Origin of the sequence: Nitrospira sp. (assembly GCA_037045225.1) — a bacterium.
Taxonomy (GTDB): domain Bacteria; phylum Nitrospirota; class Nitrospiria; order Nitrospirales; family Nitrospiraceae; genus Nitrospira_A.
This window is the reverse complement of sequence record JBAOHZ010000009.1, coordinates 2,405,766-2,421,553: the sequence shown is the minus strand read 5'-3', so window position 1 is coordinate 2,421,553 and position 15,788 is coordinate 2,405,766. Positions and strand designations below refer to the sequence as shown.

Annotated in this window: 8 protein-coding genes; 4 read left to right on the top strand and 4 right to left on the bottom strand. The window is 59.8% G+C overall.

What is annotated here, in order from left to right; all coding sequences use genetic code 11:
- Positions 1–33: 33 nt before the first annotated feature.
- From V9G17_12165 to V9G17_12155, 3 genes are all read left to right on the top strand, one after another.
- Positions 34–2,895: a PAS domain S-box protein gene (locus V9G17_12165; GenBank protein ID MEI2753347.1), complete on the top strand. Its 2,862-nt coding sequence runs from the start codon at positions 34–36 to the stop codon at positions 2,893–2,895.
- Between the two features lie 92 nt (positions 2,896–2,987).
- Entirely contained in the window at positions 2,988–3,545 is a 558-nt protein-coding gene (locus V9G17_12160; protein ID MEI2753346.1) for a TIGR00645 family protein, read from the top strand.
- Positions 3,546–3,814: 269 nt separating this feature from the next.
- A complete protein-coding gene (locus V9G17_12155) occupies positions 3,815–7,783 on the top strand; it encodes a GNAT family N-acetyltransferase (protein MEI2753345.1) in 3,969 nt (1,322 codons plus the stop codon).
- A 195-nt stretch (positions 7,784–7,978) separates the two neighbouring features.
- Here the strand turns inward: V9G17_12155 and V9G17_12150 are convergent, their stop codons facing one another.
- Positions 7,979–10,474 (bottom strand): ATP-binding protein, encoded by a 2,496-nt coding sequence (locus V9G17_12150; protein ID MEI2753344.1) that lies wholly within the window; start codon positions 10,472–10,474, stop codon positions 7,979–7,981.
- A gap of 177 nt (positions 10,475–10,651) precedes the next feature.
- Here V9G17_12150 and V9G17_12145 point away from each other — a divergent pair, with 177 nt between their 5' ends.
- Positions 10,652–11,566 (top strand): hypothetical protein, encoded by a 915-nt coding sequence (locus V9G17_12145; GenBank protein MEI2753343.1) that lies wholly within the window; start codon positions 10,652–10,654, stop codon positions 11,564–11,566.
- 256 nt (positions 11,567–11,822) lie between these two features.
- Here the strand turns inward: V9G17_12145 and V9G17_12140 are convergent, their stop codons facing one another.
- The 3 genes from V9G17_12140 to uvrA form a co-directional block, all read right to left on the bottom strand.
- Positions 11,823–12,251 (bottom strand): DUF3015 family protein, encoded by a 429-nt coding sequence (locus V9G17_12140; GenBank protein ID MEI2753342.1) that lies wholly within the window; start codon positions 12,249–12,251, stop codon positions 11,823–11,825.
- 271 nt (positions 12,252–12,522) lie between these two features.
- Complete coding sequence (locus V9G17_12135; GenBank protein MEI2753341.1) at positions 12,523–12,852, bottom strand: DMT family protein; 330 nt, start codon at positions 12,850–12,852, stop codon at positions 12,523–12,525.
- Positions 12,853–13,228: 376 nt separating this feature from the next.
- A complete protein-coding gene (gene uvrA, locus V9G17_12130) occupies positions 13,229–15,736 on the bottom strand; it encodes an excinuclease ABC subunit UvrA (protein ID MEI2753340.1) in 2,508 nt (835 codons plus the stop codon).
- Positions 15,737–15,788: the final 52 nt, after the last annotated feature.

Sequence of the window (15,788 nt, the reverse complement as noted above, 5' to 3'; positions counted from 1 at the left end):
ATGAATAGTCCGGGTTAGAGAGGGATGGCTTTCATGTCTCTCCATCAGCGTCGCGCCAGACGGCGACAGGACCATGGCCTCGACCCCAGCATCATCAACGTGCTGCCGGCCAATATCGCCGTGCTGGACGCGCAGGGGACGATTCTCGCAGTCAACGAGTCCTGGGAACGGTTCGCAGCCGCGAACGGCTTTACCGACGACGGCTACGGCGTCGGCCTCAACTATCTCCACATCTGCGATGCGGCGGGACCTCAGCCCGACGCCCAGCACGTGGCCCAAGGAATCCGGCACATCCTGGACGGCACCATCCGTGCGTTCGACTATGAATACGAGAGCTCAAGTCCCACACTCCGACGCTGGTTCCGGGTCATCGTCACCCCGAAGCAGGGCAGCCCGAGCTACGGCGCTGTGGTCATGCACATCAACGTGTCGGACCTCAAACAGGCGGAAGCCGCCATGCATCAGAGCGAGGCCCGGTTGCGCGCGATCGTCGACACGGCGGTGGACGGCATCGTCGTCATCAACGAACGAGGCATCATCGAATCGCTCAATCCCGCTGTCACTCGCATGTTCGGGTACACCCCGGACCAGCTGCTGGGGCAGAACGTGAAACTCCTCATGCCCGACCCCTACCACACGGAACACGACCGGTACCTGACCAATTATTTGCAGTCGGGCCAGAAAAAGGTCATCGGCATCGGCCGTGAAGTGCTGGGACTTCGACATGACGGCGTGTCATTTCCCATTGAGTTGGCCGTGAGTGAGATGCTCGTCGACGGCGTCAGAAAGTTTACCGGTATCGTACGCGACATCTCCTCGCGCAAACAGGCCGAGGCCCAGTTCCGTCAAGTGGTGGAATCCGCGCCGAACGGCATGTTGATGATCGATCCCCTCGGCAACATCACGCTCGTCAACAAACAGGTCGAAACCATGTTCGGCTACAGCCGAGAGGAGATGCTCGGCAAGCCGGTCGAAATGCTGATTCCGGAACGGTTTTGTCCCGACCATCCGGCGCATCGCATCGGATACTTCTCCGCCCCGTCGTCCCGCGCCATGGGAGCCGGCCGGGAACTCTTCGGCCTGCATAAGAACGGGCAGGAGTTTCCCGTCGAGCTCGGACTCAACCCGATCGATACGCCGAACGGAAAACTGGCGCTGGCATCCATCGTCGACATCACCATGCGAAAACGCACAGAAAGCGCGCTGTCGAAAGCGGCCCAGGACCTCGAACGGAAGAACTGGGAGATCTCGGAAGCCCGCGACCAAGCCGTGCGGGCCGGCCAGGCGAAGACCGACTTCCTGGCGACCATGAGCCACGAAATCCGTACCCCGATGAACGGGGTGATCGGCATGACGACCCTCTTGCTCGACACCGAGCTGACCGCTGAGCAGAAGGGCTATCTGGAAACGCTGAAACATTCCGGCGAATCGCTCCTCCGCATCATCAACGATATTCTGGACTATTCCAAAATCGAGGCCGGCAAATTCACCATTGAACACATCCCCTTCGACCTGCGGCTGACCATCGAAGACACCCTGGACATCCTGGCACCGACCGCCCAGGGACGCCAGTTGGAACTGGTCGGGCTCATCGATGCGCAGACCCCGCGAACCGTGATCGGCGATCCCGGACGGATCAGACAAATTCTGACCAATCTGGTCGGCAATGCCATCAAGTTCACCGAGAAGGGCGAAGTGCTGATTCAGGTGATGCAAACGGATGAGAGTTCAGGCTCCGTCACCCTGCGGTTCGAGGTCATCGATACCGGGATCGGCCTGACGCAGGAAGCCCAAGCCAAGATGTTTCAAGCTTTTTCTCAAGCCGACAGCTCGACCGCTCGTAAATACGGCGGCACGGGGCTCGGCCTTTCGATCTGCAAACGCTTGGTAGAACTGATGGACGGGGAAATCGGGCTGCAGTCGATGCCGGGCCTGGGAACCCGCATTTCGTTCACGGTCAAGTTTTCTACCCCGGAAGAAGGCACCGCCCCCATCACGCCTCCGCTGCCTGTGAAGAATCTCAGCGGCCTTCGCGTCTGCCTCGTCGACGATAATGCCACGAATCGGAGTCTGCTCCAGTACCATGTCTCAGCCTGGAACATGCACCATGAGAGTGCCGTCGATGGTCCGTCAGCACTCAACCTCTTACGGCAGGCAGCGCAGGAAGGCACCCCCTTCGACATCGCCATCGTCGATGTCCACATGCCGGAGATGAGCGGACTGGAACTCTGCCGGCTCATCAAGGAAGATCCTGCCATCGCGAAAACCCACGTCATTCTGCTCACGGCCTCGGGCCAGCGCGGGGACAGCATGCTCGCGAAAGAAGCGGGCGCCGCCGCGTACCTGACCAAACCGATTCGTGAGCGCCATCTGGCCGATTGTATGCGCCTGACGCTTGGCCGGGAAGGCCGTGAGGAGGAGAAGGCGCAATTGATCACGCGGCACACCCTGACCGAGGTCAAGGCCCTTACGGTCCAGCGTGTGCTGGTCGTGGATGACAACCCCATCAACCAACGCGTGGCCGTGAAGATGCTGGAGAAGCTGGGCTGTCGCGTGGACCTCGCGGGAACCGGAATGGAGGCATTAGCCGCCATCTGCCGGCACCCGTACCCGTTGGTGTTCATGGACTGCCAGATGCCGGAACTCGACGGATTCGAAACCACCAGGCTCATTCGTTCGCAGGAACAGCCGGGTACCCGTCTTCCCATCATTGCCATGACCGCCAATGCCATGGCCGGCGACCGCGAAGCCTGCCTGAAGGCCGGTATGGACGACTTCATCAGCAAACCGATCATCGCCGCCGACCTCCAGGCGAAGGTTGCGCACTGGCTGCCCGATGTCAGACCCGAAGACCTCAAACCCTCTGTCGCGAACGACGCGCCTGCGGGGGGCTAGTCGGCCAGGGCATCACGCCTCGCGACCTCACGATTGACAGAACTCCACGCGCCGACTAGGATACGCCCTGAACAAGGAGGGTCCATACCGGCGTGAGTCATCCGTCTGCACCCCATACCCCGTCTCCACCGTCTACAGCAGCCCATCGTGTCGAGCAGCTCTTCGAAATCCTGATCTTCGGCAGCCGCTGGATTCAGGCGCCGCTCTATGGCGGGCTCATCATCGCCGAACTGCTCTATGCCGCCAAGTTCCTGACGGAACTTTGGCACATGATCGTCCATTTCCGCGAGGAAACCGAAACGCTGTTTATGCTGGGTGTGCTGTCGCTGATCGACGTCACCATGGTCGCCAACCTGCTGACCATGGTCATCATCGGCGGCTACGCGACCTTCGTCAGCAAACTGGATCTGGAAACCCACCCCGATCGCCCGGAGTGGCTCACCCATGTGGATCCAGGCACCATCAAGATCAAACTGGCCGCTTCGCTCGTCGGCATCTCCAGCATTCATCTGTTAAAGGCCTTTGTGGACGTGACCAACGAGAACCCCGAACACATCAAGTGGAAGATCTTTATTCACATGACGTTCCTGGGTTCGGCGATCTTCCTCGCCTACACCGACAAGCTGATGCAGCGGGACCGCAAGCATTGACCATAGCGACGCCAGGGTGCCGTATCACTTGAGATACGCGCTGTATCCGATTCGATAATCTCCACAACATACCTGCCCTACGCATTCGCGTCTATTTCCGTATCCGCAGACGGCACGGAACGCATCGACAGGGTTGCCGGGCCGCGTTCTGTTCTACCGTCCTTACTGGGCATGTGGTTTGCCTTTTCCAATCGTGGTATGACAGGCGCCGACACGGGCGCTTTCCGTCGAGACAACGCCACCCTCACCATGTTCCCCTTGGAGTCACGATGACTACTCCCGCTTCGCCGGACGACCCGCTGACACTCGCAACGATTCTGGAGGAAGAAACCGAACTGCTGCACGGCCCCCTGCCCAAGGATCATCCGGTGGGGGCCCCCGATGCGGTGCGCACGGCCGCGCTCTTCCGGCACATCCACGCCTGCCACCCGAAACGCGCGGGACTCTGCTTCTCCGGCGGAGGCATACGCAGCGCGACCTTCGGACTCGGCGTCTTGCAGTCTCTCGCGCGCCTGCAGCTTCTGAACAAGTTCGACTACCTTTCGACCGTCTCCGGCGGAGGCTACATCGGCAGCTGGCTCACCGCCTGGATCCATCGCCATCCGCATGGATTGGACGGCGTCATCGAGGATCTGCGGGTCACGCCGAAAACCGGCGCCACGGAAGCGCCGCCGCCGGTTCAATGGCTGCGGAACTATAGCAACTACCTGAGTCCGCACCTGGGCTTCCTCTCAGTCGACTCATGGACGCTCTTCGGCATCTACTTGCGCAACCTGCATTTGAACTGGATGGTGCTGCTGCCGTTGCTGATGGTCCCCCTGCTCGTGCCACGCTGGGCCATCGCCCTTGCCCAGCTGAATACCCCCGGGCAGCCCTTGCACGTCTGGCTTATCCAAGCCGTGTTTATGGTCGGTCTCGGACTGGCCGTCATGGCGCTGATCTATCTGCACCTCTGTCGCCCTACGCTCCGCGAGTATCGCCGCAACACCTGCTGGCAGAAACTGGAAAGCCCGCACTGGTTTCTGGTCGCCTGCCTCGGCCCCTTGATCGCGTCCGTCTTTTACCTCACAACCGCTTGGGCCTGGCTCCATAACAGCGGCACAGTGGAGGAATTCAGGCTCGCCGACACTGTACTCGGCGGCATTCTTCTCCATACAGGGAGTTGGCTTTTCTCCGTGGTTGTGCTCAAGCGGTTCAAAGCGTTCTCCCCCTGGCTGCTCTGGGAAGCCGCCGCCGTCGCCGCCACCGGCGCGCTGGGCGGATTGTTGCTCCGATCTATCCTGATGAAGACTCCCGATCAGCTGGTCGTCGCCAAATTTGCCGAGTGGTTCGCCACCTTCGCCGTTCCGGGCGTCCTGGCGGTGTTCTTGTTGACCGCGACAATCTTCATCGGTCTCGCAAGCCGGTTCACCGAAGAACAGGATCGTGAATGGTGGGGGCGCACCGGTTCCTGGGTGCTGATCACAATGGTGATATGGGCGGGCCTCTCTTCCATCGTGGTCTTCGGTCCTGGTCTGATTGCGTGGCTCACCCCAACCGTCGCCACCTCTCTCGGCGGCATCTCGGGCCTCCTGACATTGGTCCTGGGATCCGGGTCACGCACCACCGCGCAGCAGCAGGAAGAGCGGTCGAACATGACCCTGCTCACCGATTTGGCTGTCCGGGCTGCCGCGCCGCTGTTCATGGTCTGTATCTTGATCGCACTGGCGTTGGGCACCAGTTGGCAATTGAACCTCTTCGCCCACCTCTTTCAACAACACCTTAACAACGACAATCTCATCGGTCCTATGCAGACCGGCATGGGAGTCTGGTCGAATCTCCAGAGCCACTATCAAGTGCTTCACAATACGCCCTTGCGGATACTGATCCTATTCACATGGACCGTGGCATTCCTGGGCTTCCTCATGTCCGGACTAATCAATATCAACCGGTTTTCGCTGCATGCGATGTATCGCAACCGGCTCATCCGCGCCTATCTCGGAGCCTCGCGCGTCCAGGCCGAACGAGAACGGACATTCAACCCCTTCACCGGATTCGACAATCTGGATAATCCGGCCATGAGCGACGTGCGATTCGACGACGTGCGCCTGGCGCGCCGGATAGCCAGAGAAGTCTTTTCAAAAGATGCCCGCGCGCGGCTGGATGCGTTCCACGCGCTCCCGGAACCGACATCGGCCCAAATTCAGGCCATGATCGCGCACCTGACGCAGGAACTCTCCCATTCGCTCACGAACAAAGCGCTGGTCACGGTCGCCGAACAGCTGCGTGTCGGACCGGCCTGCCGCGCCAAGATCGCCGCCTTGCAACAACCGGAGACGCCGGAGGGTCGTGACGCCACCACCTGGCTCACCACACTTTTTCTCAATAAGTTGCACGACCAGAGCCCGCGCCCGCTTCATCTCATCAACATCGCGCTCAATCTGGTCAAGGGCGACAACCTGGCCTGGCAACAACGGAAAGCCCAATCGTTCACGATCAGCGCGCTCCACAGCGGCAGTTGGAATCTGGGGTATCGCCGCTCGGAGGAGTACGGATGCAACCATTACCTCGCCCAACCCCTTTCTCTCGGGACCGCTCTGGCGATCTCAGGCGCCGCCGCGAGCCCCAACATGGGCTATCATTCATCTTCAGCCGTGACGTTTCTCCTCGCGCTCTTCAACATTCGCTTGGGCTGGTGGCTCGGGAACCCAGGCCGTGCGGGCGCCGACACCTATCGCAAAGCGTCACCGAACGTCTCGGTCGGCCCCTTGCTGTCCGAAACCTTCGGCCTCACAGACTCCTGTCATCCCTACGTCTACCTCTCCGACGGCGGACATTTCGAAAATCTCGGCTTGTATGAAATGGTCTTGCGCCGCTGTCACTGCATCCTCGTGGTGGATGCCGGGTGTGACCCGCAGCTCACCTTTGAAGATCTCGGCAACGCCATCCGGAAGATCCGCATCGATCTGGGAATCGACATCGAACTGAATCTCGACCAGATCAAGCGGGCCGCCGACGCCAAGACCAGCAGTCGCCACCACGCCATCGGCATGATTCGCTACGACAAAGTGGATGCCAACGCCACCGCCGGCACCCTGATCTATCTCAAACCCTCGCTGACCGGGAACGAGCCGTCGGACGTCCAGGACTACGCCGCGCGTCACCCCTCCTTTCCCCACGAACCGACCTCCGACCAGTTCTTCGACGAAGCCCAGTTCGAATCCTACCGTCGCCTCGGCGAACATATCGCCCAACAGGTGCTGCGCCCCGCCATTCAACGAAGCGAGCAGGACTTTTCCTCGCTCTGCCATGCACTCCGCTCCTACTGGCTGACCACCCCGCCGGGCATGCGTGAATCCTTCCTCGGCGAAACCGACGACCTGAAGGATCTCGAACGCCTCCTGCGCGACGATCCGGACCTGCTTCGCTACGACCTGGAAATCTATCCTGAACTCCGCTCGGTGTTCGGGATCGATCCCGGGACCATCGCGGTCAATCCGCGAGCCGCGCTGCACACCTGCAATCTGCAGATCCAACTCATGGAACAGGTCTACCTGGCCGTGAACCTCGAAGAGTTCCACAATCACGCCCTCAATCGCGGCTGGATGAACCTGTTCCGGCGCTGGACCTCCGCTGAGACCTTCCGTCTCTTCTGGCCGACGCTCTGCGGCATGTACAGCCAACAATTCGTCCGCTTCGCCGAGCCACACCTGAATTTAAGTATCGATGAAGTGGTCGTGTTGGAAGCGATGGGGCCGACCAGTGATCTCTCATCGCTCGTCAGAGACCTGTCGATTGAGTGGGATTCCGTGCCGGATTACGCGGAGACGTTCATGCAGGCGCTCCACAAACTGTTGCCGTTGGAGGAACCGACCGGCGACCACACGCGGCGAGCGGCTTGGCACATGCGACTGAAAGCCAGGCCCTCACCGGACGATTCGGCCGGGCCAGGGGAAATCCTGGCCGTAGTGGCCGCGACCCGTCTTTCGGTGGCCGGACACCGGCTCGCGCTGCATGGCTGGGTACGACCGGCCTATCGAGGCTTGGGCCTGGGACATCGCTTGTTCAGACATGCCATTGTGGAATTAACGGCGGCATACTCCGGGCACAATCTGATCGTCGATTTGGGGCCGGACAATCCGGCCTGGGCCGGCACGTCCATCCGCAACGTCGGCTGGCTCCGTTTCTACGAACAACTCGGGTTTACGCGAGACCGGTCGGATCCGACGCGATTTCGTATGTCCCGTCAACTCAGCTAACCGGATGTTCGGCATTCGTGAAACGTGAAGCATATCCTCTTGGGGACGAGATCGTATGGCATGTAGCTGGAAGCAATGCCCCACGCTCCCTTTCAGGCCATACGCTAGAGGCTCTTTTCTGCGGACGAGAGACGAACGACGTTTCACGAGCGACGGACGAAGACGACGGCATCCTTGAGCATACTGACACCTGGCTCATTGCCAGGCAGGTGTCTCCGTCCCTGACTCATCCCGCCAATGCGGCACCCAGGCGAGAGCCACGAGCTTGATCGAGATATTCGATTTGGTGGGTTTCAACGACAGGGACTCCAACTTTTCTGTGAGCGGATCGGTCGCCGCAGCCAGGGCATCGGCTTCCGCTTTAAACTCGGCCTCGAGCGCCGCCAGCTGTTGCTGCAACGCCGCCACGTTGTCTTCCGCCTGACTCACGTCTTTCGACTCTTTCATCGCCCGGCCGGCGCCGCGGATCGCCGTCGTCGCCTTGCCGATATTGCCGGCGCTGATCGTTTTCCGCCCGAGAAACGCCCCCAGGATAGTGGCGCCGACTGAAATAGCCGCCTGGATCTGACTGCTGCGGGACTCGGCCTGCTGCCGTTCCACCATCTGTTCTGCGCGCCGGATACGATCCTGCAACGCGGCGATCTTGGGTGAATACTTTTTCCGCAAGGCTTCGCTCTGCTGATCACGCTGCTCCCGGCCCGCCTGTTGAAGCCGCACACGAAAGTCACGCTCCGGCTCTCCGGGCATCGAAAGCGCCTTCGTGCTCGGACTACGGAATAGCTCAACTTTTTGCGTCCGGAATAACCAGCCTGACAAGTCGGTCTTCCAACCGTCAAACTGCTTGGCCTTGCCGGCGGCAGCCTGCAGCGTGGCGAACTGAGCCCCGCCTGCAGGATCGCGCTCCAGATCCGCTACGGCCAGATCGACGATCGTCGCATGATCCCATTCCACCGGCACGGCACCACCGGTAAGCGGAGTCAGTAGGGTGAGGGGTTCGGTCACATCGACCGCAGCCTTGTTGTCCACCACCCGTACCTGTGCCACCCCCAAGACCATCGGTTGATAGACGAGTGCTTGCCCCTCCGGTTGGCGTCCCCGTAGCGGGACAAAGTATTGCGGCACCTCCGGCGGCAACATGGGGCGTTGCGCATGGGGCGTCCCATGTGCAGGCGTCGATGCCACGGGTGTGCCTGTCGACTGGCCCGCTTCGGCTGGTCTCTCCCGCTTAATGGGATCCATCAATTGTTTGATTTGTGTCCGCGTGAGCGGCCCGCGCAGATAGGACAGCGTCCATCGGGTCTGGAAGACCTCTGGTGCATCCTCGTGGACGTTGTTCAGGAGAAAAACCCGATTCCCAAGCCCCGCAAGAATTTGCTCCATTTGTTGGCGATCGAATTTCTTGCCGCTGCTGGCAGCCGCGCCCTCCAACCCTTCCATCACGCGCGCCTTGTCGCGCTCCGTCTGCAACCGACCGATGAACCAGGTACCGGTATTGGCCAGTCCCTTGTAGTCGAGATCAACCGGGTTTTGCGTGGCCAGCACCACACCCAACCCGAACGCGCGCGCCTGCTTCAGCAATGTGAGCAAGGGAGCTTTGGACGGCGGATTGGCGACCGGCGGGAAGTAGCCGAAAATCTCATCCATGTAGAGGATGGCCCGCAGGCTCGTGGTGCCGGATTGGCCGCGGACCCACCCCAACGTCTGGTTCAGAAGCAGGGACACGAAGAACATGCGTTCGGCATCGTTCAAATGGGCGATAGAAAAAATCGCGATGCGCGGTTTGCCCGACGGGCCGTAGAGCATACGCCCGATATCCAGCGCCTCCCCTTCCATCCAGGCGGCAAAACCCGGCGCGGCCAGCAGGTTGTTCAGCTGCATGGCCAGGGCGAACCGTTCCTTCGAGGGGAAGAACGACTCCACATCGAGCACACCCACCTTCGTCATGGGAGGCGTTTGGATCTGATGAATGAGCGCGGGAAGATCGAGGTCCCGCCCTGCCCGCCAGGCGCTGTCGAGAATCGAGGAGAGCAGAATGTGCTCGCGGCTCTTGATCGGATCGGCCTCGACGCCGATCAGCCCCAACAGGCTGGTCACGGTCGTGCCGATGCGCTCGCGGAGGAGTTCGGCATCGTCGAGTAATTCTGCGGACGGAGCGGCGAAGGATTTCAGAATCGACACCGGAAGACCGGCGTTGCTTCCCGGTGTGTACACCGCGAAGTCCGCCGTATCACGCAACTTTTTGATACGCTCGCCGCTCTGGCCCCAGTCGCCAAGCCCCTTCTGCCACAGGGTCGCCTGCTGCGCGGCGAAGTCGGCGGCGGACAAGCCCTTCTTGCGGGCGTCGTCTTCATTAATCCACGGCGCGAAATCTTCGCCGCGAAGCTGAGGAAAGGTGAGCAGAAGATTGGCGAGATCGCCCTTCGGATCAATAACGATGGCCGGGATGCCGTCGATAGCCGCTTCTTCCAGTAAACCGACACAGAGACCCGTCTTGCCGCTTCCTGTCATACCGACGCAGACCGCGTGAGTGACCAGATCCTTCGAATCGTAGAGCAACCAGCCGGGCTTGGCCTGTTTGGCGGCAAGATCATAAGGCCGCCCGAGATAAAACACGCCGAGCTTTTCGAACTCGGCTGCGTCGTCCGTCGATGAGCCGGTACTGGTCGTGGTCTGTTTTTTCTTCGGCGGCATAATTCCCCGCAATGGAGATGAAGAGCACCAATTCGAATCGACCAAATTCGACGGGCATTCTAGTAAGCACAGGCCGCGACTGCAAGCCCGCGGGCACAGTCAACCGGTGCGATCTTGCGGTGCGATTACGTACCGGCTACTTGCGAAATGAAATCGACACAGGCACTATGCGCCCCGATGGATCGTCGATGGATATTATCCCTCGTGATCGCCGTCTGCGCGATCCCGGGACTCGCCCTGGCCGAAGCTCCCCCGCATAGCGTCCACTGGGGCGCCATCGCCTTCCCCGATCACGACCCTACCTTGACCCTGAGCGCCGCACTCCTGGATCGGTTTACCGAGTTCGACGGGGAAGGCAGACGCTACAACGATATGCGGGAAACCATGGGGCTGAATTTCTTCACCTTGAGCTGGACCAAGCCCCTGGCCCAATTGCCGGGATGGAATCTCAATCTCACGGCAGGCGGCGGACCCACGCGCGACGGGCCGAGCCGGTTTCTTCAAAACGATGTGGTGCACAAGTTTCGAGGGCTCACCGAGGTCCCGGTCGGGAACAAACGCGAAGCGAACGACTTCATGCTCAGCGGGTCGCTGACCCGCTGGTTCAGTCTCTTGGGATCGAACGATGCGTTCTTTGCCGGTCTGGGTGGCGCCGGTGGGTCGCTGTATTATGAACCCTATGTGCAGGCAGGATTTCGCCGGTTGGCCCTCTTCGCCCCGGTACCGCTGCTGGGCGACTACCTTCGCGTTTCAGCCCTCGCGCGATACGGCCGCCCGTTCAGCGGTGCCGCGTTCCACCAGGTCGCGCCACAGTCCTACATGGCTCAGGGCTCTGTCGGCCTCGGGAACTATCGGCACTGGGCCGACTCGACTCCATGGGAAATCGAACTGGCGGTGACCGTCGATTCAGGTCTGTTCGTAGATCATCGGGGGGATGCGTTGGAAGAACGATTCGTCTCAGTCGCGGTGCGCTATTCGGCCTTCACGTTCGAAACCTGGAACGATCTCATCAACCAGAAAGACTACGGCCCGACCTTCGGCGCCAGACTGACGCTGGATTTGCTGTATATGTACGACCGCTGGTTCAAGTAGAAGACCAGGACCTCAGCCATTCGGGCGGACAAAACAGGAGGGATTCGGTCCCGCGCTCCTGCCGTCAGGAGTCTCACACTGACTCCTCAGGCACAGACAACCTGTCCGCCCGCAAGCCAATCTCCTCTGTATAGCCTGGTTACTTGAGAATGCCCAGAAACCATAAGAGGACCAGCAGGCTTGCCGGAACTCCGAGTAACCAGAGGATAAATCCTTTTCCCATCGTTCCCATACATTCCTCCCGACCAACCGCAGATTATGGTAATAGCGACGCTGCCACCAGCTCACGATTCAGAGCGCTGACCATCTTCAGATGCGCCGTGCGATCTTCTTCCAATCCCGCCGCAAATAAGTCGGCGTGCTTGCGTTGCAGTACCAGGCCAAAATCCTCCTGTTTGCCGGACGGGATTTCATACAGCGAGGCCAAGGCACTCACGTACTGGCCCCCACCAGCCGCAGCCTCCTGACGGAGGTTCTCGTACGCCACTCCTGCAAAGAGATTGATCTTCTGCTCTTTCAGCACCATGCCGTCCGCTGAAAAGAGCCCATTGGGGCTCGTGCTGGAGAAGAAATTGACGGTCGTGTCAACCGTAGCTTTCGTTGTGTTACAGCCCCCAACCATGAAGCCGGCTGCCACAACACACAGCCCCAATCCCAGGTTTTTAATTGATGTTGCTGTCTTCATACATGCCTCCTTCTCGGGGCTGTCAGCGTTAGATCATTTCCCAATCAAGCCTTCTACTCACGTTGTAACCGATAAACATCCAAGGAGACCCTAGTCATTACCCTGGAGAGAGGGAAGAAAGGCGCTAGCCAAGCAGCTAACGCTGGCGCCTGTCAGATGCCAGGACCGAGACTACGAGGAAAAATTTGATAGAGGCGCCAAAGGATTGGGGGGAGCTGGGAAGGCTCGTCTAACAGTAAGAAGAATTGAAAGCGCTGTCGAATGACCGCGATCACCATTCCTTAAAGACAAAGAACACTGCGCCGATCATCATTCCGAATCCGACCAAATAGTTCCACTTCAGCTCTTCTTTCAGATACAGGACTGAGAATACGCAGAACACGATCAGGGTAATGACCTCCTGAATCGTCTTGAGCTGGGCCGCCGTGAATTCATAGTGGCCGATCCGGTTCGCCGGCACTTGAAAGCAATATTCCACGAACGCAATCCCCCAACTCACCAAGATTGCGATCCACAGCGGCGACTCTTTGTACTTCAGATGCCCATACCAGGCGAAGGTCATGAAGATGTTGGAGACTGTAAGGAGCAGGATGGTGTGCATAGGCCTACCTCTTTGGAAACCTTTGGCTGATTGCAAGGTCTAGCATCGGCCGAGTGATCGGTTAGTCATCTAATCGGGGGGCACTAGACTGAATAAACAACGGCAACAACAGGCCTATTGGGTTTGCTAAGCATTGGATTCAATATTGTCCTTTGCTTCCCTATGCCTCTCTCACACTTAGCGGGGTGTGCGGGGGGCGCTTCGGATGTTGTCAGGGCGGCACGGTAGGATAGTAGCGGCCAACATGCAGCTGTGCGACGGCATGCGACCCTTGGTCGCGCATTAGAGTCGCACGCGAGCAAGTGAGCGTGTAACCAGGGGGCGCCTCCATCTGAGCGCATTCTGACGACACCCGAAGCGCCCCTCACGCAACCCGCTACACTCCCGCTTCCTTCAGCACCTGCCCCGTGTACGACCTCTTCACCTTTGCAATTTCTTTCGGCGGGCCTTCGGCCACGATTTCGCCGCCCCGGTCGCCGCCTTCGGGACCCAGGTCAATGATCCAATCCGCATTGCGGATCATGTCGAGATTATGTTCGATCACCAGGACAGTATTGCCGGTCTCGACCAGACGATCGAGCACGTCCAGCAGTCGCTGGATGTCGGCGAAATGCAGGCCGGTGGTGGGCTCATCCAGAATATACATGGTGCGGCCGGTGGGACGTTTGGAGAGTTCGCGAGAGAGCTTCACCCGTTGAGCTTCACCGCCCGACAACGTGGTGGCGGACTGCCCTAGCTTGACGTAATGCAGCCCCACGTCGTGGAGCGTCTGCAACTTCGTCTTGATGTAGGGGATGTTCTCGAAGAACTCCAAGGCGTCGTCCACGGTCATGTTGAGGATATCCGCGATGCTCCGGCCCTTGTATTGAATCTCCAGGGTCTCGCGGTTGTACCGCTGTCCCTTGCAGACTTCGCAAGTGACGTAGACATCGGGCAGGAAATGCATCTCGATTTTGATGAGGCCGTCGCCCTGACAGGCTTCGCAACGCCCGCCCTTCACATTGAAGCTGTAGCGGCCCGGCTTGTAGCCGCGCACGCGCGACTCCGGCAGGTTTGAAAACAGGTCGCGGATGAACGTGAAGAGGCCGGTGTAGGTTGCCGGATTGGATCGCGGCGTGCGGCCGATCGGCGATTGGTCGATGTCGATGATTTTATCCAGCGCATCGACACCTTTGAGTTCCTTGCAGCCGTCGATCTTCGGCTTCTTGTGATAGAGCAGCTGGGAGAGCGAATGGAACAGCACTTCGAGCACGAGGGTGCTCTTGCCTGATCCCGATACGCCGGTTACGCAGGTTAACAGGCCCAGGGGAATGTTGACGGTGACGCCCTTAAGATTGTGCTTCTTCGCCCCCACGACGGTCACAAAGCCCTTGGGCTTCCGAGTACGAGACGGGAGCGAGACCATCTGCTCGCCGCGCAGGTACATCCCGGTGAGCGAGTCGGGATTCGCCATCACTTGCTTGGGTGTACCCTGGGCAATGATTCGGCCGCCATGCGTGCCGGCGCCCGGCCCCAGGTCGAGAATGTAGTCGGCCGCTTCCATCGTCTCCGCATCGTGCTCCACCACGATGACCGTATTGCCGAGATCGCGGAGGCGAAGCAGGGTCTGGAGCAAACGCCGGTTATCCCGCTGATGGAGGCCGATCGACGGTTCGTCCAGGATGTACAAGACGCCGACCAGGCCCGACCCGATTTGGGTGGCGAGACGAATACGCTGACCTTCGCCGCCTGAAAGCGTGGCCGCCGGACGGTCCAACGTCAGGTAATCCAAGCCGACATTGACCAGAAATCCCAGGCGCTCGCGAATCTCCTTCAGGATGCGATGGGCGATGACGAGTTCGCGTTCGGTAAATTTGAGGGACGTGAAAAAATCCGCCGCTGCCCGCACCGATAACATCGTAACTTCGGCAATCGATTTCTTGGCGATCTTCACCGCCAGACTTTCCGGCTTGAGCCGAGCCCCGTCGCAGGTTTCGCACCGCTCCAGCAGCGTAAAGTCCTCTTCTTCCGACGCGCCCGGCGTCATGGCATACCCGATTCCGTCGCAGGCCGGACAGGCTCCATGCGGGCTATTGAACGAGAAGATTCTCGGCGTGATCTCCGGATAACTCACGCCGCACTTGATGCAGGCCAGCTTCTCGCTATACAGATGCACCTTGCCCGTCTCGGACAGGACCCCGACCAACCCCCCGGCCAGCTTCATGGACGTTTCGACGGAGTCCGCCACCCGCCGCATCAACGCGTCGCCGGGCTTCATGACCAGTCGATCCACGACGATCTCTATATTGTGTTTCTTCTGCTTATCGAGCGTGATGTCCTCGCCCAGATCGACGATCTCCCCGTTGATGCGGGCCCGCACATAGCCGGCCTTCCGCATCTCCAGCAATTCTTTCCGGTATTCCCCCTTCCGCCCGCGCACGATCGGAGAGAGTATCTGAAATTTCGTCCCTTCCGGTAATTCACAGATCGCATCCACCATCTGCTGGACGGTCTGCGCGGTGATTTCCTGGCCGCATTGGAAACAGTAGGGGTGGCCGACACGGGCATAGAGGAGCCGTAGGTAATCGTAGATTTCAGTGACCGTCCCAACCGTGGAACGGGGATTGTGGCTGGTGCTCTTTTGTTCGATGGAAATGGCCGGCGAGAGGCCCTCGATGGAGTCCACGTCGGGCTTGCCCATCTGTTCGAGAAACTGCCGGGCGTACGCGGAGAGGGACTCAACATACCGCCGCTGGCCTTCCGCGTAGATCGTGTCGAAGGCGAGTGAGGACTTCCCCGATCCGCTCAAGCCGGTCATGACGACCAGCTTATCCCGCGGAATCTCGACATCGAGGTTCTTCAGATTGTGCTCACGCGCACCTTTGATGATGATGGAATTGCTCATAAGCGCGGGATTATACCACGCCGTCGCGCGAGTCTCGGCACCCGATGACGGC